The 22,319-nt window shown below is 30.1% G+C and carries 14 protein-coding genes; 7 read left to right on the forward strand and 7 right to left on the reverse strand.

Annotated features, from left to right (window positions below; genetic code table 11):
* Nucleotides 1-363 precede the first annotated feature (363 nt).
* Nucleotides 364-699 (forward strand): hypothetical protein, encoded by a 336-nt coding sequence (locus tag AB6T46_RS06555; protein ID WP_370931336.1) that lies wholly within the window; start codon nucleotides 364-366, stop codon nucleotides 697-699.
* A gap of 355 nt (nucleotides 700-1,054) precedes the next feature.
* Here AB6T46_RS06555 and gyrB read toward each other — a convergent pair whose 3' ends face one another.
* Nucleotides 1,055-3,508 carry a DNA topoisomerase (ATP-hydrolyzing) subunit B gene (gyrB, locus tag AB6T46_RS06560; RefSeq protein WP_370931337.1) on the reverse strand — a complete coding sequence of 818 codons (2,454 nt, stop codon included), beginning with the start codon at nucleotides 3,506-3,508 and terminating at the stop codon, nucleotides 1,055-1,057.
* A gap of 770 nt (nucleotides 3,509-4,278) precedes the next feature.
* Between gyrB and ubiE the strand changes: the two genes are divergently transcribed.
* From ubiE to AB6T46_RS06585, 5 genes are all read left to right on the forward strand, one after another.
* Complete coding sequence (gene ubiE, locus AB6T46_RS06565) at nucleotides 4,279-5,058, forward strand: bifunctional demethylmenaquinone methyltransferase/2-methoxy-6-polyprenyl-1,4-benzoquinol methylase UbiE (protein WP_370931338.1); 780 nt, start codon at nucleotides 4,279-4,281, stop codon at nucleotides 5,056-5,058.
* Complete coding sequence (ubiB, locus tag AB6T46_RS06570) at nucleotides 5,058-6,617, forward strand: 2-polyprenylphenol 6-hydroxylase (RefSeq protein ID WP_370931339.1); 1,560 nt, start codon at nucleotides 5,058-5,060, stop codon at nucleotides 6,615-6,617. Before ubiE ends, ubiB begins: the two co-directional genes overlap by 1 nt.
* A gap of 29 nt (nucleotides 6,618-6,646) precedes the next feature.
* On the forward strand, nucleotides 6,647-8,038 hold the full coding sequence (coaBC, locus tag AB6T46_RS06575; protein WP_370931340.1) for a bifunctional phosphopantothenoylcysteine decarboxylase/phosphopantothenate--cysteine ligase CoaBC: 1,392 nt from the start codon (nucleotides 6,647-6,649) through the stop codon (nucleotides 8,036-8,038).
* A gap of 88 nt (nucleotides 8,039-8,126) precedes the next feature.
* Nucleotides 8,127-8,975, forward strand: coding sequence for an acetyl-CoA carboxylase, carboxyltransferase subunit beta (gene accD / locus AB6T46_RS06580; RefSeq protein ID WP_370931341.1), 849 nt, complete (start codon nucleotides 8,127-8,129; stop codon nucleotides 8,973-8,975).
* Nucleotides 8,976-8,981: 6 nt separating this feature from the next.
* Nucleotides 8,982-10,319 carry a folylpolyglutamate synthase/dihydrofolate synthase family protein gene (locus AB6T46_RS06585; RefSeq protein WP_370931342.1) on the forward strand — a complete coding sequence of 446 codons (1,338 nt, stop codon included), beginning with the start codon at nucleotides 8,982-8,984 and terminating at the stop codon, nucleotides 10,317-10,319.
* A 370-nt stretch (nucleotides 10,320-10,689) separates the two neighbouring features.
* Here AB6T46_RS06585 and trxA read toward each other — a convergent pair whose 3' ends face one another.
* The 6 genes from trxA to ubiG are packed head-to-tail and all read right to left on the reverse strand — an operon-like array spanning nucleotide 10,690 to nucleotide 20,898.
* Nucleotides 10,690-11,010 (reverse strand): thioredoxin, encoded by a 321-nt coding sequence (gene trxA / locus AB6T46_RS06590; RefSeq protein WP_370931343.1) that lies wholly within the window; start codon nucleotides 11,008-11,010, stop codon nucleotides 10,690-10,692.
* Nucleotides 11,011-11,026: 16 nt separating this feature from the next.
* Nucleotides 11,027-14,500 carry a double-strand break repair helicase AddA gene (gene addA, locus AB6T46_RS06595; protein WP_370931344.1) on the reverse strand — a complete coding sequence of 1,158 codons (3,474 nt, stop codon included), beginning with the start codon at nucleotides 14,498-14,500 and terminating at the stop codon, nucleotides 11,027-11,029.
* Nucleotides 14,493-17,546 (reverse strand): double-strand break repair protein AddB, encoded by a 3,054-nt coding sequence (addB, locus tag AB6T46_RS06600; RefSeq protein ID WP_370931345.1) that lies wholly within the window; start codon nucleotides 17,544-17,546, stop codon nucleotides 14,493-14,495. Before addB ends, addA begins: the two co-directional genes overlap by 8 nt.
* A gap of 19 nt (nucleotides 17,547-17,565) precedes the next feature.
* Nucleotides 17,566-17,979, reverse strand: a complete 414-nt coding sequence (gene tsaE, locus AB6T46_RS06605) for a tRNA (adenosine(37)-N6)-threonylcarbamoyltransferase complex ATPase subunit type 1 TsaE (RefSeq protein WP_370931346.1) — start codon at nucleotides 17,977-17,979, stop codon at nucleotides 17,566-17,568.
* Nucleotides 17,960-20,143 carry an ATP-binding protein gene (locus tag AB6T46_RS06610; protein ID WP_370931347.1) on the reverse strand — a complete coding sequence of 728 codons (2,184 nt, stop codon included), beginning with the start codon at nucleotides 20,141-20,143 and terminating at the stop codon, nucleotides 17,960-17,962. The genes tsaE and AB6T46_RS06610 overlap by 20 nt, the downstream gene beginning before the upstream one ends.
* Nucleotides 20,144-20,151: 8 nt before the next feature.
* The gene (gene ubiG / locus AB6T46_RS06615; protein ID WP_370931348.1) at nucleotides 20,152-20,898 is read right to left on the reverse strand and encodes a bifunctional 2-polyprenyl-6-hydroxyphenol methylase/3-demethylubiquinol 3-O-methyltransferase UbiG; all 747 of its coding nucleotides are present in this window, start codon (nucleotides 20,896-20,898) and stop codon (nucleotides 20,152-20,154) included.
* Between the two features lie 122 nt (nucleotides 20,899-21,020).
* Here ubiG and AB6T46_RS06620 point away from each other — a divergent pair, with 122 nt between their 5' ends.
* A complete protein-coding gene (locus tag AB6T46_RS06620) occupies nucleotides 21,021-22,292 on the forward strand; it encodes an aspartate kinase (protein WP_370931349.1) in 1,272 nt (423 codons plus the stop codon).
* The last annotated feature ends 27 nt before the right edge of the window (nucleotides 22,293-22,319 follow it).

Here is a 22,319-nt window from a genome sequence, read left to right on the forward strand (position 1 = left end):
AACCTATATAACATAATATTTTGCTTTAATTATTATCCTTCACTTAAAGCCACCTCAATCACTGTTAGATTCTCAGACAGCCCTTAGTATTTACAAGTGTAACAACACAAAAACAGTTAAACAAATTTTTAATAATGATTATAGATCTACTTTTTTAATTAATATTTACTAAAAGTCAATTTCAGCAAAAATAAATAGATCAACTTATAATATAATTTTATATAAGTATAAAATTTGCTGTAAGTTTTCACCCTGCATGTAATTACCACAGTTATTTAAGTTATTTCTAATATTGACAAATAACTTTATAATAATTAGTGTTTGCTACTGTACTTTTATTATAAATTTATTTCAGGAGAAAATATGTATCAAATTCTTTGTCACATCAACAACTGGCTTGGTTTGTTATTAGTAGTAAGTTTTTTTGTTATCAACCTAATAAAACAAGCACCAGCTATGGTTAACAAAAAAAAACCAGATATATTCTTTTCAATAAAAGCTAAACATTTAATAATTGCGTTTGTAATTTTTGCTTGGGGGAGCGCTATTTCAAATATAGGTCCACATATGTTAAACTATTATGGGATCACATTATATTCTCAAGCTATTTTCTCACAAATTGTGAATATTTTAACTCTTATTATATTAACTTGGTATCTTTTAATCAAAGTCAAAGGTTCTGTTATTGAACAAAAGTAAAATATTATACTTTAATAAAAAGGAAATAAGTAAAACTAGAGTTGTAGATCACCGATATATAAATTGAATAATAAGAGTACTCTCTAAAAATTTTTAACTATGTAAAGGCTACTAAACTTTAGTAGCCTTTATCATTTAAAGAGATAAAAACACTAATTAAAAATTAAATATCTCACGGTTAACTAATAGAGGTTACGGATAAATTCATTAATTACATAAAATTTACAAATTAATTAAATAACATTGTGTGACTAATTAACTAGGACTGCTTAAAATAACTACAATACAATTATATATCTCTTAATAAAGAGATATATAAGATTTTACATGTTAATCAATTAACTTAATCTAATTATCAAATATCTAGATTATTAACACTTAATGCATTATTTTGAATGAATAACCTACGTGGCTCTACTTCATCACCCATTAAACGTGAAAATAAAGAATCTGCATCAGCAGCATCCGCAACTTTAACTTGTAATAATGAACGAACATCTGGATCTAGGGTAGTTTCCCATAATTGTTCAGCGTTCATTTCACCTAACCCTTTATAACGTTGTAAATGAATACCTTTGCGACCATATTCAAAAATAACCTTGAGCAAATCTGATGGACCTGAAATAATATTTTTCTGCTCATCATAGATAAACATCGGTGGCTTATTAAATATTTCATTCAATAAAGGATAATATTGGTTTAATAAACGCCCATCGCTCGAACATACTAAAGCCCTATCTATATAGGTTACCTCTCTTACTCCACGCAAACAACGCTCAAAATACCACCCGCCTCTTTCTTTATCCACACCCCCTTGCCAAAGTTTTTCTGTTTCTTCAGCAATATTATTCAATCTATTAACCACGCGTTCAGCTGCCTTTTGTGCAGCAATTTCGTCATCACACAATTCTAGATTTAATATACCTTCTATTGCAGCCTGCTCGATAACCATAGCATTATATCTAGATTGCAAATCTCCTAAGGTCTTTTGCACTCTCAATGCTTCTTTAGCAACTCTCTTAAGATCTTCATTAATGATAATTTCACCTTCATGTAATTCTAATCTCGCAGAATCAATACCGGAATTAATTAAATAATCTTCAAATTCAGCTTCATCTTTTAAATATTGCGATCTTTTACCTCTTGTTACTTTATAAAGTGGCGGTTGCGCAATATAGAGGTGTCCTCTTTCTATTAATTCTGGCATTTGTCTAAAAAAGAAAGTTAGCAATAAGGTACGAATATGCGCCCCATCTACATCAGCATCAGTCATAATAATAATTTTGTGATAACGTAATTTATCAATATTAAATTCATCTTTACCAATAGAAGTTCCTAACGCTGTAATTAAGGTTCCAATCATATCAGATGACAACATACGATCAAATCTTGCTCTTTCAACATTTAGTATTTTTCCTCTTAATGGTAAGATAGCTTGATTTTTACGAGACCTACCACCTTTAGCGGATCCTCCAGCTGAATCTCCCTCTACAATGAATATCTCTGCTTTAGCAGGATCTTTTTCTTGACAATCTGCTAATTTACCTGGCAATGAAGAAATATCTAATGCGCCTTTTCTACGCGTTAATTCTCTGGCCTTACGAGCTGCTTCTCTAGCGGTAGCAGCTTCCACTACTTTACCAATAACCATTTTAGCTTCAGTAGGATGTTCCTCTAACCATTCAGCTAAGGCAAAATTAACTAAAGATTCAACCACAGGACGTACTTCAGAAGAAACTAATTTATCCTTAGTTTGTGATGAAAATTTCGGATCTGGTACTTTAACTGATAATACAGCCGTTAAACCTTCACGCGAATCATCTCCGGTTAATTGTACTTTTTCTTTTTTTAATATCCCGGCACTTTCTGCATAACCAATTATTTGTCTAGTTAAAGCGCCTCTAAAACCTGCTAAATGAGTTCCACCGTCTCGTTGAGGAATATTGTTAGTAAAACAAAGAACTTTCTCATGATAAGAATCATTCCACCATAAAGCGAGATCTACCTCTATACCATCTTTTTTACCTTTTAAAAATAAAGGTTCATCTAACAATGGTTTTTTAGTATTATCCAAATATTTTACAAATTCTACTACTCCACCTTCATAGAAAAACTCATCTTGCCTTATATCAGGCGAACGTTTATCTGTTAATAAGATTTTAACCCCTGAATTTAAAAAAGCTAATTCTCTGAGTCTTTTTTCTAATGTATCATAACTAAATTCAGTCATAGTAAAAGTTTCAGGACTTGGTAAAAATCTTACTTCTGTTCCAGTTTTTCCATTTGCATCACCAGTAATTGCTAAAGGCGCATCTGGAACACCATGAGAAAACTGCATTTTATATATTTTGCCATTTCTAGCTATGGATAATTTAAGCCAAACTGATAAAGCATTAACTACCGAAACACCCACGCCATGCAAACCACCAGAGACTTTATAAGAATTTTGATCAAATTTACCTCCAGCATGCAACTGTGTCATAATAACTTCGGCGGCTGAAACCCCTTCCCCTGAGTGAATATCAGTTGGTATACCACGACCATTATCAGTAACACTACAAGAACCATCTGCATGTAACGTTACGGTTACAAGACTAGCATAACCGGCTAAAGTTTCATCAATAGCATTATCAATAACCTCATAGACCATATGATGTAAGCCAGAGCCATCGTCAGTATCCCCGATGTACATACCTGGGCGTTTCCGAACAGCATCTAAACCTTTTAAGACTTTGATGGAATCTGCTCCATATTCTACATTGGAATCTTCAACTTTTTCGACAAAGTCGCTTGAAGTAATCTTACTCATTTTTAGCCCTATGATTTTATTATAAAATTCTTATAAATCTACCAAAATAATAGTATTTTCTCAACCTTAAAGTTAGTAATTCAAAATAATATATTTAGTAAATTACCCTGTAGTTAGAGTACACTATACCCCATAAAAGTAACTAAAAAAGTTAATTGATAATTATAAAAAACTGTCTAAACAATAAATTAGCATTTATATTACTTTGGTCAATATGAAAATAAACCAAGATCATGCAACTCTCACCTTACCTGATACTATAGTAATAGTAAAATATTATTTTTTATTTTTGATTAAATCTTAATTAAAACTTATACACAAAGATACTCTATAAATATATTTTTTTTATAGTAGAAAAAATAAATCTTTGACAAGAAAAAAAAATATATATATTCTCTATCTGAGCGTAACAGTATATTATTGTTGCCGCGGGGGACTAAAGAGAGGAATAGCCCGCGTAGGAGGTTATTACGCGGGCTCTTTTACGGTTTTGGGAGGAATAACCGTATAAATACATAGTTGAGCCTAAAAAGAAAGAGAAGCAAAAAAACTCAACTATGGTCTGAAGTATAGATAATTATTTTAACACAGACAACAGCTAATTTTGCATAGCTTCTATGCATTAGAAACAACTCTGTTCAATATATTGTAAATTATAAGAATCTATTATATTTATCTCTTACAGTTATTATTTAACAATTTGCTGGAAAAATAAGCAAAATTAAGATAATCTGATGGTTAGATAATCGAGATATAAAGTGGCTCCCTCTATGGATAAACAACGGGTAACAAAAATTTCAGATATGGAACATTCTTTTGGGTTTACACAAATCACCCCACAAGAAAAACAACCATTAGTTAATAATGTGTTTCATTCTGTCGCTAATAATTATGATATGATGAATGATATAATGTCTTTAGGTGTTCATCGCTTATGGAAAAATGCTATGATTAGCTGGCTTTCACCTCCAACTACTGGCGAATGGCATATTTTGGATATAGCCGGAGGTACTGGTGATATAGCATTCCGAGCTTTAAAATCCTCTAAAACTAAAATTAAAGCTACTGTATTAGACATTAACAGCTCAATGCTAGCCGTTGGTAAAGAAAGAGCGAATCAGCAAGGATTCACTGATGAACAGATTAACTTTATCGAAGGAGATGCACAAATATTACCCTTTCCTGATAATAGTTTTGATGCTTACACTATTGCTTTCGGAATAAGAAATGTCCCCAATATAGCTAAAGCTCTAGCTGAAGCTCACAGAGTTTTAAAATTTGGTGGACGGTTTATGTGCTTAGAATTTTCAGAAGTATCGCCCTCTAGTTTAGCAAAAATATATGATTTATGGTCATTAAAAGCTATCCCATGGTTAGGAGAAAAATTTACCGGTGACAGTGATTCGTATAAATATTTAGTAGAATCTATCCGTAAATTTCCCTCACAAAAAATATTTGCCCAACAGATTGAAGCAACCGGATTTACTAACGTATCCTGGCGTAACTTAACTGGCGGCATTGCAGCTATCCACTCAGGATGGAAAATATAATGAAATATATCGGCTCTATATTTCGATTATCACGGGCTTTTTGGTTAATATTCCGTGCCGGCTTATTTTCTTCTATCAAAGTACCAGCAGAAATATCTGGTGTCTTTGGTTTTATCGCAAGATTAATTTGCAAAATATCTCCTAAATTTAATGATGAAATAACACAAATCAAAATTAATAAATTAGCTAAACAATTAGGTCCTTCATATATTAAATTGGGGCAATTTTTAGCTACTAGACCAGACATTATTGGCGTCAATTTATCTAATAGATTAACAATATTACAAGATAGATTAGAATTTTTCTCACAAGAAACCGCTATCAAAAAAATAGAAAGTAAAATTAACGATTCTATAGAAAATATCTTTTTAAGTTTTTCGCCTCCAATTGCAGCAGCGTCAATAGCACAAGTTCATCAGGCTATATTACCAGACTCATTAAGTCACAAATATAAATTTAACCATGTAGCTGTTAAAATTATTCGCCCAGAAGTAAGAAAGAGATTTACCCGAGATTTACAGGATTTTTACTTTGCTGCCCGATTACAAGCGTCTCTTAGTCGAACTATCGCAAGATTAAAACCAATAGAGGTAGTTGAAACGTTAGATAAGATAACAAAATTAGAGATGGATCTACGTTTCGAAGCAGCTTCATTACAAGAATTAGCTGAAAATTCAATTAATGATCACCATTTTAAAGTACCTAAAATAATTTGGGAATATACTAATAATGATATGTTAACCATTGAATGGATAGACGCCATTAAATTAAATGATCTAGATAATTTAAATAAAGCTAAAATTGACAAAAAACAATTAGCTAAAAATTTAATGGAATCTTTTTTATTACATGCTATGCGCGATGGCTTTTTCCACGCTGACATGCATGCTGGAAATGTATTTATAGATAATAAAGCTAATATTATACCGATAGACTTTGGTATAATGGGCCGACTCTCACCTGAAACCAGACATTTTATGGCACAGATCTTATACGGATTTGTTAAGAAAGATTATGTAAAAGTTGCTCAGGCACATATCGACGCTGGTTATGTTCCAAACTATCATGATGTACATTTATTTGCTCAAGCTTTACGTGCAGTGGTTGAACCTATTTATGGACAATCATCTACTAATTTCTCTATGGGTAAATTATTAGCTACCTTATTTGAAATTACCGCCTTATTTGATATGCAAACTCAACCTCAACTACTTTTATTACAAAAAACCATGGTAATGGTAGAAGGTAACGCTAGAATTTTAGATAATAACTTTAATTTATGGGAAACGGCTACGCCAATCTTAGAAAAAATTATTAGAGAAGAATTAAGCATCACAGCATATAAAGTTAAAATACAAGAATCTGCAACTAACTGGGGGCAGCTATTGTTAAATTATCCACAATATTATCAACAGCAGCTAACTCAGAATCAAAATAATATAACACTGTTAAATGAAATAAATAAAAATATTAGTTCTAGCAATAAAATTAATAAAATATTACTGATATTAGTAGTTATTTTATTAATTTCGGTAATTATGCTAGCAAAGATCTTGTAAATGATAGCATAATTAATTATAAGTAACTTATGCATAATATTACTATTAGAAGATTACCATCACATATTAAACAACAATTACAAGATCACGCGGCAAAAAACCAGCGTTCAATGGAAGAGGAAGCTAGACTTCGTCTTGCACAGCCTGTTAATGCTATTGATATACCAACTAGCAATGATATTTATCAAGATTATTCTCATTTGACTAATAAGAAAATCTTATTAATCATTGGCGGCGGTATAGCAGCTTATAAAGCTTTAGAGCTTATCCGACGCTTGCGAGATAAAGGGTGTGAAGTAAAAGTAATTTTAACTGCTAGCGCTAAAGAATTTGTTACCCCTATCACTGTAGCAGCTTTATCTCAAAATCCTACTTATAGTGACTTATTTGATATCAATGGTGCTGAAACAATACCGCATATTAATTTAGCACGCTGGGCTGATTTAATAATTATAGCTCCAGCAACTGCTAATAGATTAGCAAAAATGGCGCATGGCTTTTGTGACGATTTAGCTAGTAGCATCACATTAGCTAGTAAAGTACCTATATTATTAGCTCCAGCTATGAATCCAACAATGTGGGCAAATCCTGCTACACAAGCTAATTATAATTATTTATTAGCAGAAGGTTTTTATTCCGTAGGACCTGAAGTAGGAGAAATGGCTGAACAAAATGAATATGGTATTGGACGTATGGCAGAAACATCTAATATTTTAATGGCTGCTGCTAATATTTTATCGCCCAAAGATATAAAATTAAATAATGAAAAAATTATAGTAACGGCAGGTGCTACACGTGAAAATATTGACCCAATACGTTATTTATCTAATCGCTCTTCAGGATTGCAAGGATATAGTTTAGCTTATTCTCTAGCTGCATTAGGAGCAGATGTCTTATTAATTTCAGCAACAGCTAGTGTTAAACCTCCTGCTAATGTTAAATTAATTAAGGTTGAATCAGCTAAAGAAATGCAAGATACTTTAACTAACCATTTACCGGCTGATTGTGTAATTATGACTGCAGCTATATCAGATTTTTACCTAAAGGATCCTAAGTCTCTAAAAATAAAAAAAGAAAATTCTGACAGTTTCATGTTACAATTAGCACCGACTCCGGATATATTAGCTAATTTAGGTAACAGCCCGCAAAAGCCCCCGTTATTAATTGGCTTTGCAGCTGAAACTCATGATCTCTTAGATTTTGCACAGAAAAAATTATTATCTAAAGGAGCTGACTGGATTATTGCTAATGATGTATCCACACAAAAAGATGGCTCTTGCGTTATGGGAGGAAAAAATAATAAAATTCATTTACTAACCAAAACAAATTGCGAAACATGGGAAACAATGGATAAAAAATTAGTTTCTTATAAATTAGCAATAAGAATAGCTAAAGAATTAATTAAAATAAAAAACAATTAAGTTAAATTCTTGACAAGAAATAGTATTTTATGCAAAAAATAGCAAAACATTTATATTAATTAAGATTTACTGAATCAGGAATATCTAAATGAACTGGATTACAAATTATGTACGTCCTAAAATAAATTCCATATTTAAACGTAATGATATACCAGAAAATTTATGGATAAAAGATCCAATTACGGGAGAAATGGTTTTTCACCTTGAATTAGAGAACAATCAATTTGTTTTTCCTAAGTCAGGTTTTCATGCACGAATTCCCGCGCTAAAGAGATTGTCATCCTTTTTCGATAATGCGGAATTTGAAATATTATCACATACACCTGTTGTCGTTGACCCACTAAAATTTAAAGACCAAAAAAAATATTCAGATCGACTAAAAGAATATAAACAAAAAACCGGTCTTGAAGATGCTATTGTTAGCGCTAAAGGAACAATTGAAGACCTACCCGTTATGGTCACTATTCAAGATTTTTCTTTTATGGGCGGATCTTTAGGAATGGCTGCAGGAGAAGCAATTATTAAAAGTTTTGAAGTAGCTATTGCTGAAAAAAGACCTTTAATTTTATTCGCTGCTTCTGGTGGCGCTAGAATGCAAGAAGGTATTTTATCACTTATGCAAATGCCACGTACTACTATTGCTGTAGAAATGATGCGTGAAGCTAATTTACCTTATATTGTCGTACTTACTAATCCTACTACGGGCGGTGTCTCTGCGTCTTATGCTATGTTAGGTGATATACATATAGCTGAGCCTGGTGCACTTATTGCTTTCGCTGGTGCTAGAGTTATACAACAAACTATAAGAGAAACTCTGCCGGAGGGTTTCCAAAGTGCTGAATATCTATTAAGTCATGGAATGGTTGATATGGTGGTACCACGCCAGCAATTAAAGAAAGAAATCGCAAAATTGCTGAAAATCTTCATGAAAAACTAATGAATAATGGTTATAGATCCACTTACTAAAGAAATAACCCGACTTACTAAAATTTACCCTTTAGGAGTAGATTTATCTCTGAGCCGTATAAAAAGATTATTACAAGCTTTAGATAACCCGCAAGAAAAAATTCCTCCAGTTATCCATATAGCTGGAACCAACGGTAAAGGGTCCAGTTTATCTTTTATGCGTGCTATGCTGGAAGCTAAAGGTTTTTTAGTTCATAGTCATAGTTCACCGCACTTAGTCCACTGGCAAGAAAGATATCGTATTGGTAAAAAAGGTGGTAGTAGATTTGCTACTAATGAAGAGATAATCACAGCTTTACGTAAAGCAGAAATTGCTAATAACCAACAATCAATAACTTTATTTGAACTAATGACAGTAGTTGCATTTTTACTGTTTAGCGAAAATCCAGCTGATATAACCTTACTTGAAGTAGGGTTAGGAGGAAAATTTGATGCTACAAACGTAATAGATAAAGCTTTAGCTACGGTTATCACTAGCATTTCATATGACCATATGGATAAATTAGGTTATGATATTAATGAAATAGCTGCAGAAAAAGCAGGTATCTTCAAAAAGAATGCTCCTGCAGTCTTAGCCAAACAAAGATATGAACAAGCCAAAACTACATTACAACGATTAGCACAAAAAAATAGTCTCAACAGCTACTCCTTTGGTGAAGATTTTTACGCTTTTATAGAAAATGATAAAATGATCTTTCAAAATAATGAATTATTATGGGATCTACCACTACCATCCTTAATAGGTGATCATCAGATAATGAATGCAGCAAACGCAATTCAAACATTATTAGTAACTAATTTAGTAACTGAAAGAGAAATAATTGCTAAAGGTCTTAAAAATGCTGTTTGGCCGGGTAGAATGCAACCATTAACACACGGTAATTTAGTTAACAAACTACCTTCTACAGCACAAATTTGGTTAGATGGTAGTCATAATGCTGATTCTGCTATAGAATTAATGCAAACCATATTAAAACTAAATAAAAAACAACCAGCAAAAAATATTTTACTATTAGCAATGCTACCAAGGAAAGATGCGGAAGGCTATCTGAAAGAAATAGCAAATAATAAGATTAACATCGATTTAGAAATACTCACAATACCATTAAACAAAGAAATATCCACTGACCCAGATTTATTAGCGAATATAGCAATAAACTATAATTTAAAGGCTATTAAACAAGAAAGTTTAGATGCTGCCATTAATTATCTATCAGAGAACTATAAAAATGTTCCAATGCTAAGAATTATATTTAATGGTTCACTTTATCTAGTTGGTGAAATATTAGAAAAAAATAATACTCCTCCGCAATGAAATAATATATAAATTCAATATTCAATAACTATAATCTATAACTATCCATTAGAGAGCTATAAAATGCGCCAATTCTAAGAATTATATTTAATGGTTCACTTTATCTAGTTAATGAAAGATTAGAAAAAATCATACTCCCCCGCAATAAAATAATATACAAATTTAATATTCAATAACTATAATCTATAATTATCTATCAGAGAGCTATAAAAATGTTTCAATGCTAAGAATTATATTTAATAGTTAGCTTTATCTAGTTGGTGAAATATTAAAAATAATAATCACCCTCAAATAATATATAAATCTAATATTAATTAAAAATCATTCAGCTAATATTAGATTTATATTTCTATAATTATCACAAAGTAAATTACATTAAAGACTTAATCCATTCTAATAAGCGGCTTTTAGGCACAGCTCCGGCTAAATTAGCGGTAACCTCTCCATTTTTAAAAGCTAAAAAAGTTGGAATAGATCTAATACCATATTGCGCGGCTAAATCTGGTTGATCGTCAATATTAACTTTTACAATCCTTGCTTTTTCTCCTACTTCTGTAGCAATCTCATCTAATATCGGCGCCACAGCTTTACAAGGTCCACACCATTCTGCCCAAAAATCTACTATTACAACCTCTGGTGATTGTAATACTTTTTCTTCAAAATTTTGTTTTGTTACTGATAAAAGCATCATATATTCCTAACTATATTTAAGTTATTGTTTTTACTATTTCGTTATAAGCGTTATTTCTTAAATTTTCAGTAATATTATATGACTTTGGAACCTGCGTGTAAATCAAAATAACATCAATTTTCTTATCAGGATATAAGGGTTGAACAATTTTTTCATATAATGCTAACTGTGCAATATGAGCTATTGGAATATCTTCAATAGTTGAAGGGCAAAAACTAGTTTTATAATCAATTAACAATAAATTATTATCTTCGATGATAATTCGATCAATTAAACCTGAAATTTGTTTTTTGCTTCCATTTATTAACAATTCTCCTCTTATTGGAACTTCTGCTTTACTATTTTTACTAAAAATATAATTATATTCTGGATCATTTAATAATTTTAAAACAGAAGTAATTATAGATTGTTGCTGTGTTTGACTCCAATTTATTGCATAATTTTTTATATAATTTTTTGCTGCTTCTTCATGCTTATTTTTATCTATCATAGGTAAATATTGTAACAATTTATGAATTATTATACCTCGTTCTAATAAAAATACACTCTTTTCAGAAGGAATTGTTAACAAAGGTGATTGATATTTTTCTTGGTCATCCTTTACTAAAATATTTGAAGGTTGAATATGGTAAGTTAAATTTTTTTCTACCGGTAAAGTTTTTCTAAATATATCTGGTATCTCTGGATAATTAACGATCGTTTCCGTTTTTTGCTCATTGACTAACAGCAGATTACTTGCATTTTTTTTATATTTCCAACGCCAAAGCTTATCTTCATCAAGATAAGATTCCAGCTCCTCCGCATTAAAAACGGCTTTTACTCTATCCAACCATAAATTATCTTTTGTATTCTTTTCACCTTTAAAACCACATATTATCAATCTATCTTCAGCTCTAGTCATAGCTACATACAATAATCTACAATATTCATCCTCTTTTTGCTGCAATTCTTTATTACAGATTTCTTTAAATACAGATAAATTTTTATTATCCTTATTTAAAAATAAATGTAATTTCTTATCATCTTGAGCATTTCTATCAAAAACATATAAATTAGTTGAACTTTTCGCTGGGTTTGACTCTATTTTTCCTGGATCAATTAAAAAAACAATAGGAGCTTCTAACCCTTTAGAACCATGAACTGTCATAATTCTTACCTGATCTAAAGTCTGCTCTAAATCTCTCTTAATTGTAGGATTTGCTTCCGTTAAATTATCTATTAACAGTTCTAAACTATTAATTTTATTATTTTCACAATCAAGCAACTTATCTAAAAAAATATTTAATATTTCATTCACACCCTCACCTAATCTAGCAACGAACCTTTTTCTAACTTCATATTGTGCTAAAATACGGTTATAAAATTCAAAAGGTGTAATATTATCTACTAACGCTAAAAATATCTCTAATTCCATTAAAATATCAGCTATCTTTTGATCATCTTTTGCATATTTTTTAATCGCATAGAATAAACTGGAATTTTTATCTCTATTATGAGCTAAGTCAAATAACTGTTGTTCTGTTAAATTAAAAATAGGACTTTTTAACACTGCAGCTAAAGACAGATCATCAGCTGGTTGTAACAAAAATTTACCTAAAGCAATTAAATCTTGAATAGCAATGTGATCTAATAATTTTAAAGTATCTTCACCCGTGGTTGGAATATTATAATTATTAAATGACTTTATTAATAAAGGTAATATATTAGTTCTATTTTTTACTAAAATTAATATATCACTTGGTTTTATAGGTCGATTTTTTTCTAACAATATCTGTTTTTCTGTTAACCAACCAGATATAGTTTTAGCTATTTTATTAGCTAATTTACTTACAGCTGTAGTTACGCTAGCTTTATCCATATCCCAATTAGTGAAATCATTCTTAACTTTTTCAACAATTACATAATCCCATAATTCCACTTCTCCAACGATATTTTTTCTAATAAAATCATGTGTCGTTGGCTGTTTATCAACACTTAAACCTCTATAATTATTTGGCTTAGAAAAAACTTTATCAACGGCTTCAATCACTGCGGGTGAAGACCTAAAAGAAAAATTCAATTTAACTTGCTCAAATGATAAATTTGCTGCTTTAGCTTTATTTTTAAAATATCTATAATTATTCGCAAATTCTTGCGGATCAGCTCCTCTAAAAGAATATATTGACTGTTTTTCATCGCCAACAGCAAAAATAGTACGATTTTTAATTATTTGCCCTTCACCAGCAAAAAATTCACTTGTTAGTAATTGAATAATTTCCCATTGTTGTTTACCAGTATCCTGCGCTTCATCAACTAAAATATGTTCTATACCTTTATCAAGTTTATAATGAATCCAAGCGACATCACAAGATTTTAACAAGGCTAAAGTTTTAGAAATTAAGTCATCATAATCTAAAATGGACGATTGATTTTTTAACCTATTATATTTACCTAAAAAATATTTAGCTACTTTAAATAATTGTATATTATCTTCTATTAAATCTAAGATAGCTATTTGTTCTAACCAGATTAATAATTGTTTTGCCTTTAATTCCATTAACTCAACAATATCAGGTAACTCATTTCTAGTAGCTTGAGTAGCAATTATATTAAATTGTTTTAATTCAATATGCTTAGAATCAGCTTTAACACAAAAGATAGATATTAATTTTTCTGACCAGCAATCAGCTGGTAATTTCCAACATTCATCTAATTGAGCTATAAAATTAGCGGCTCTTTTTCCTCCATATGATAATGCCTGTAGAATATTTCTCCAACTAATAGAGCTAAAATCATTCTTAATTTTTATATATAAGTCGTCTTTAGTTAAATCTTGAAGTAGATTAAATAATTCCAAATAAAAAGAATTTTCTAACTCTTGATGTAAATTTAATATAACTTCCTCTTTTTTAACTATTTCTCGTAAAAATTTTTTAAAATTATATCCGCCTAATTTTCTAAAGCTATTTATTAATAAATCAGCTTCAATAGAATTTTTATCGTTTTTAACATCAATAAATAATTCCTGATAACATTGCTCAAAAATTATATTAATTTTATTTTCATCCACTTTAAAAGCTGGAAATAATTGAGCCTCTAACGGAAATTGTCGTAAAATACCCTCACAAAAACTATGTATTGTTTGTATTCGAAGCCCACCAGGAGTTTCTAAAGCTTTAGCAAATAATTGCCTGGCTTTAATGATGTCTTTTTGACTTGGATGATTACCAGTTAAAGCAAATAACTTTTGTTTTAACTGCTCTTCACTTAAGTTAACCCATAAAGATAATCTATTAAATATTCGCTCTTGCATAACAGCTGCCGCAGCTTTGGTATAAGTAAGACATAATATGCGAGCGGGTTTAACTCCAGTTAACAATAATCGTAAAACTCTTTCAGTTAACACATGTGTTTTTCCAGAACCAGCATTAGCTGCAACCCAAATATTCATATCTGGATTTGAGGCCATATTTTGTGCTGCAATAGCTATTGTAGGAATTTGATTAATCATTGTGTAATCCCTCCAACCATTCATCTATACGAGCCAAATGATCATAATCATTCTTATAATTAGCGTTTTTAGGGCGGCTATAAGATAAATATACTGAATTTGGATCATTATATTTATTCAATAACCAAATTAATTCTTGTTCTACTTCAGCTAATGTATCCTGTAGCTGTTCTATAGAATATTTCTTCACAAAAGAAGTTACTGAAAACTCACCTTTTACTGACCAAAAAAGATAAACCACATCTAATATTTTATCAATTTTCACCTCTGGAAATCCCTGTTGAAGTGCAATTAATGCTTCTAATAATAATTGTGGATATTCTAACTTTCCTACCTTGTCCATAGAGATAGATGTGCCTGTTTTTAGATCTATTATTACTGCAAAATTATCGTTACATATATCTAAACGATCTACTCTACAAGATAGACTTACATTAGTATTAGCAATAGGTACTTTTTTTGATTGTTTTTCTAAAAATATTTTTATATTAGGCTGTTCATTATGCCAACTTAAAAAATCATTAGCTATATTTTCAAAAGCATCCCACCAAATAAAGGCTAAATCTGCAGGTAAATCTTCTTTTGCAAATTCTATTCTAGCGATATTTAATAATTCTGATAAAGCTTGCTGTTTATCAATTATATGATGATTTTCACAAAAAATAGCAAAAATTTTATGCATTAAAATTCCTCTATCTCTTGCTTCAAATTTCTGCCTTAAGGGCGGCAAAGGCTTTAATTTTAATATTTTTTTACAATATATAGCATAAGGATTATCTCTTAATATTTCAATTTCTGTAACAGAAAAATCCTTTGGTCGTACAGCAACATCAGGACAAGGTGCTGGTGCTAAAACACGAGGTATTTTCTCACTTATATTTAATTGTTTAACCCAATATAAATATATATCACCCTTTTGCTTTAGCTGTTTAGCAATATTCTCACCTACTACTGCTTCTAACCTTTGCCACCATCGTGAAGCTATTTTTATCTCATTTTTATATCTTAATGATCTAGTTAAATAAACTTGTGGTGTAGCCAATAACATTTGTAAGTCATGAGCAACAATACCAATATCTTGTTCTGGTGGTGGTAAATTTATGGCCATTTTCATTACTCTAGATAAAAAAGATCCATTCTTTACTACTGAAGGCCAAATAGTTTCATTCATACCAGCTATTACTACTGCATCAACAAATTGTAAGCGTGATTCTAAATTATCCCAAATATATAAACGTGGATGACCACCAGATTTTGGTTTAACTTTAATATCCGCCCATAAAGCTGCTATTACTTGACCCCACTCATTAGACTTAATATTGATAGTGGTTTTCTCTAATAATAATTTTTTAAAGAAACTTATAAATTCCTCTCCTGATTCATTTCCATAAAAATGCTCCATATTATTAGCAGAATCTTTTATAAGCTCTTCAACTACCTGAATGGTAATTTTAGTCATTTCAGCGATAGTTTTTTGCTCAATATTATTGACAAAATTAATCAATGGTAAAATAATATTATAGATTTTTTTTAATAACTCTAGCGATGCTCTTTCAGCTTCATTGTCACTATTCTTCAAATGTTCTTCTAAATATTTAATATATTTTTCCAAATCATTTTGCCATAAATATTCTCTAAATAAAGCTATTTCTAAAATAGCAATTTTAGGTCTTATTTTACTTCTTTCTTCACCCAAATGAAAAAAAGGATGTTTACATAAGGCTAAAAAATCTATTATTTTTTGCTGATTAAAAATAAATTCTAATAACAAATTAACAAAAATACCTTGAGGACTATCAGACAAATATTGCCCTATCGCATTATCCGCAATAACATTAAATTTACGTAAATGACCAGCTACGTAACGAATTAAATTTATATCATTACAAACCAATGCTACCTTTTTTTTAGGATCTTCTAATAATTCACGCAAAATCAAACTTATTGCGGCGGCTTCTTCTGTCTCATTAGGCGCCTCTAGCATAGCGATATCATTTACAGCAATATTCATTGTTGTTTTATCAAGATCACGCCAAAGTTCAGTAGTATCAGAAGGACGAAAAATTTCTGTAACAATCTTACTTCTTTTTAATAATTGCTTAGAAGTTAGCCCTAACTCAACTACATCTGCTCTAAGCATATTTAAATTAGTTAATAATTGATAAATAGATTTTTGCGGATGACAAAAAACTGCAGGGTTATCTGTATCAGTATGATTTAATTTCTCCCATGAATAATCATCTAAATTATTATCCATAGCAGGTAATATAACTGCTCCATTAGGCAAACAAGAAATATCTTTTAAAAAACGATCTAAAGCCGGAAATAAACTCATAAAACCAGCAGCAATAACTATATTATTTTTTCCAATAGTAGTTAATCTTTTACGTTCAAGTTCTAATAATTTTAAACGCCAATCTATAGGATCTAAACGATTTTTTTCTGCTAATATTGCTGGAAAATATTTACTAATAATCGACAAAAATTCCCAAGTTAAATTCCACCATTCGCTACTTAAACCTAAATTAATATTTTCTAAATTATCCCACTCTATCTCATAGCTTTGAATCAGATCTAAAAATTCAGCTAAATCTCTAGCAATTAAGATGCAATCAGCAAAATTACTCGGCAAAAATAATTCTTTTGAACCATATAATTGTTTAATTGTATCAGGTAAATTAATATACCAATGATGAATCAATTTTGCTAATTCAATTAACCTTTCTTGATTTTCTATAACAGGCGGTAACTGTAAAACTTCAGATTGATCGTCACTAAAAAATATTAAATTATCATCAATATCAGTAAGTGCTCTAATATTTGGTAAAAAGCTACTACCTCCAATATTTTTTTGAATGAATATTTCTTTTAATTGCCGCACAGCTCTATGCGTCGGTAAATAAATAGTAATATCAGATACTTTAATCGGATCCTTAAATAATTCTCCAACACCATCGATAATTTCATTATTTATAAGAGAATCAGCTAGCTGAGATAAAAAATCTACCCCAAATGGGATAGAAAAAACTTTTTGTTTTTTTAACATTAATCTGCCCCCTATATAATTATTTTAGTATAGTTACATAACGGGAATTATTATGTAACTTAAAATTCAGATGATATTTTGGTAAAGGTAATATTTTTTGCCCAATTTCTGGCCACTCTATAATAAAAATAGCATCTAATAAATAACTATCTAAGCCTAATTCTTCTATTTCATCTTCATGCTCTAATCTATAAAAGTCTGCATGTATAATAGGCTGAGGTAAATTATCATAATATTGTATAATAGGAAAAGTAGGGCTTACTACTTCTATAGTGGTATCATTAGCTATATTTTGAATAAGATAACGACTAAAAGTTGTTTTACCACTGCCTAAATCACCTGACAAAAAAATAAAATCACCTGCTTGTAAATCTTTAGCAATATTTTGTGCTAATTCTTTGGTATTTTCTTCACTATATAATTGATATTTCATTTTCAGTATTTATTTCTTTCTTTTGTTGATCAGCATCTGGTATTACACAAATAAAGCTAGTTCCTTTCGGTTTAGCATCTTGTATAATGACTTGTCCTCCATGTAACTTTACTAAAGTATTTACAATAGTTAACCCAAGACCTGAACCAGCATAACGACCATAACTTTGAAATGGTTTAAATATCTCTTCTTTATGTTCAGTTAATATACCTGAACCATTATCAGTAATTTTTAAAATTAAATTACCGTCATTTTTATCAATCGTAATAATTATTTTACTATGCTCAGAGGAATGACTGATAGCATTAGTTAGTAAAGCTAAAATTATTTGCTGATATCTTTTTTTATCTATTTTCGCTAAAATATTTTGCTTTTTGGTTTCAATAATTAAGTTGATATTTTTTTCTGTTAATTTTACCTTTAATCTTTCATTCACTTGTTTAATTAAAGTTAAAATACTAACTTCCTCTAAATCTAATTGTAATAAACCCGCATCAATTCTAGCTAAATCTAGTATATCATTTACTAAATTTAATAATTCATCTGAAGAAACTTTTATATAATCTAAATATTTTTTCTGTTTCTCTGTTAGCGGATCTGTCATCTTTTCTAACATTTCACTAAATCCAATAATATTAGTTAAAGGACTCCTTAATTCATAAGAAACATGATGTACAAAATCATTACGTAATCTATCGGCTGATTGTAATGCGTTATTTTTCTCTTGTAGCGCTCGCTCTATGTTAATAGAATCAGTTATATCAACAAAAGTTATCATAGTTTGTCCATTTGGTAATGGTACTATAGATATATCATATACTAAATTATTGGTTAATTCTAAACGATATTTTTTTATCTCTCTGATATAATTTCCACCTACAATATATTTTATCAATTCTTCCCAAATATCTATATTATATTTTTCATTACAGACTTTTGCTATTTCGGTAATATGTACTCCCTCTATAGATAAATTTTCATCTAATTTCCAAATTTCAGCAAATTTATTATTCGCTAATTTTAATAAACCATCAGCTGCAAATACTACAATTCCTTCAGTTAAATTATCTAAAGTTTCGCCCTGAGCTTTTATTAGATCATTATATTGCATTTCTATTTCTAATTGTTGCGTTAGATTATCAAACAGCCAAATATTTTCTCCTGTTATACTACGTTGATTAACTACTCGCAAAATTCTTCCATCTGGAAAATTCCAAATATCTTCTTTTGTATCATTAGATAAATCAATATTTCTACTAGGCTCTAACAATTGTCTCCATTGGATAGGAGAAGATAATTTTTCTTGTAATAATAAATTATCTAATAATTGATTAGCATCAGGTAACGTCTCTAAAAAGGAAATATCTAATTGCCAAACCTGAGCGAATGCATGATTATAAAAAATTAATTTTTGTTGTTCATCAAAAATAGCTATAGCAGTGGATAATTGATCTAATATATTAAATCTATCTTTATTTTGACTATGTAATTTTTTAGCTAATATCTCTTGCTGAGTTATATCTAAAGCATGACCTACTGACAAACCATCATCTAGATAATTTACTGCTACATCAAAAGTTTTTCTCTCACCTGCAATAACATTTATTATTTTATTGTTAAAATTATTATTTTGCTGCAGAGCTTGTTTAATTTTATCGCCCCAAAGGTCAATAATATTTACTCCGCTATCTGCTTTATGCGCTATTTTTTTATAATAATTATTAGCCCAAGCTATTTTATTATTTTTTCCTATCCATACCGCTAAAGGTAAATTATAACATAATTCCTCAAATATTTTATAAAAATTATTATTATTAAAATTAACCTCTGACTGTTTTGGTGATAAATAAAAACAAAAGATTCCTCTATGCTTTCGAAAAGATAAATTAAATTCCGTTTGTTTCCAAATAAATTCTACATCAAAATTTTTTTTATTATTTTGCCAAATCTGCAATATATCTGTCTGTAGCCCCTTTAAACTATCATTATACTTTCCAAAAATATAAGGTTTCTCATTTAAGCTAGGTATTTTATTCCAGATTAAGATTAATTCTGCCTTTTGTAAAAATAAGTTTTGACTCACATTAATTATATTAAGTAATTTTTTATATTTTCTACCAAAATATAAAGTTATAAATACTAATATAAAAAAAATAATTAGCATAATTTCCTCTACTTAATTTTACGTGCTAAAAGTATATAATTTACTTCTAAATCCTGTGAGATTTTCCATATATCTTTGATAGGATTATAAGAAAAACCACGTTGTTCTAATAATTTCATATTTGTTTTAGCTAATATTTCAATTAATTCTTGAGGTTTTACTAATTTTTCATAATTATGAGTTCCAATAGGTAACCATCTAAGGATATATTCGGCAGCTACAATTGCAAGCAACCACGCTTTTATTGTCCTATTAATGGTTGCCATAAATAAAAGCCCATCTTCATTTACTAATTTTATGATTGTCTCAGTGAATAAGGTAACATCTGATACATGTTCTACTATTTCCATTGCTAAGACTACATCAAATTTTTGCTTATTTTGCAGTAATTCCTCTGCAGTTATATGTTGATAGTCAATATTTAAACCCATTTGCTTAGCATGAACTTTAGCCACCTCAATATTATTTTTTGAAGCATCAATAGCAGTGACAGTTGCGCCTAATCTAACTAGAGGTTCAGCTAATAATCCTCCTCCACAACCAATATCTAAAATTGATATATTAGTTAATGGTTTTTGCTGTAATGGGTCTCTATTAAAAATTTCACAAATTTTATTTTTTAAATATGTCAATCTTATAGGGTTAAATTTATGCAAAGGCTTAAATTTTCCATTAGGATTCCACCAATCATCTGCCATATCAGAAAATTTTTTAACTTCAGCCTCATCAATTGTAGTATATTTTTTGCCTGTCATTATCAAAACTCCTTTATGATTGTTTATATCTTGACTTCTTACTAGATGCAAGCATAAGAACAGTTGCAAGTCTACGCATAATTGTTTATTAAATAGTAAAGAATTATTATAGGATGATAGTCATGGCACGTATTGTAATGAAATTTGGTGGAACTTCTGTAGCCAATATCAATTGCATTAAAAATGTAGCAAAACACATTAAACGTGAAGTGGAACTTGGTAATCAAGTAGCGGTTGTCGTTTCTGCTATGTCTGGAACAACTAATCAATTAGTAAATTGGACTAAAGAAATTTCCTATATACATGATGCTAAAGAATATGACGTTATCGTTTCCTCTGGTGAACAAATAACCGCCGGCTTATTAGCTGTTGCCTTACAATCTATTGGTATAAATGCCCGCTCTTGGTTAGGTTGGCAATTACCAGTTAATACTAGTAATGCGCACACTTCTGCTCGCATTCAATCTATTGCTGGTGATAAAATAATTAAACGATTTGATCAAAATCAGATAGCTGTTTTAGCTGGCTTTCAAGGAGTAAGCGAGAATCAACGTATCACCACCTTAGGTAGAGGCGGCTCAGATACCAGTGCTGTAGCTTTAGCCTGTGCTATTAAAGCAGATAGATGTGATATATATACTGATGTCGATGGAGTATATACTACTGATCCTCGCATTGAACCAAAAGCAAGACGATTATCAAAAGTATCATTTGAAGAAATGCTAGAATTAGCATCATTAGGTGCAAAGGTATTACAAGTAAGATCCGTGGAAATAGCCATGTTACATGGTGTAAGAATTTTTGTCCGATCTAGCTTTGATGACCCTGACAACCCAGCATTAAAAGATCCTAATTATTCATTAGGGACATTAATTTGCAATGAGGATGAAATCATGGAACAACAAACAGTAACCGGAATTGCCTTTACAAAAGACGAGGCACAAATTTCTTTAAGACGTGTAAATGATCGCCCTGGGGTATCGGCTGCTATTTTTGCCCCTTTAGCTGAACTTAACATTAATGTCGATATGATCGTACAAAATATATCAGAAGATGGTTCTAAGACTGATATGACATTCACATTATCATCTACTGACCTAGATAGAGCTGTAAAAATAGTTGAAAAAAACAAACAGCATATTGGTTATGATAGTTTTCAATATGAATCTGGTTTAACTAAAATATCTGTTATTGGTATTGGAATGCGTAGTCATGCAGGGGTTGCTGCTACAGCTTTTAAAGCTTTAGCAGAAAAATCTATTAATATTAGAGCAATAACCACCTCGGAAATTAAAGTTTCTATTTTAATTGATAGTGCTTATACAGAATTAGCAGTTAGAACTTTACATAATGTTTACGAATTATACCAATCAGACCACGAAATAGAACCTTAGTTATTTAACTAATTTACTATGGGGGAA

Source organism: Bartonella sp. DGB1 (assembly GCF_041345015.1).
Classification (GTDB): Bacteria; Pseudomonadota; Alphaproteobacteria; order Rhizobiales; family Rhizobiaceae; genus DGB1.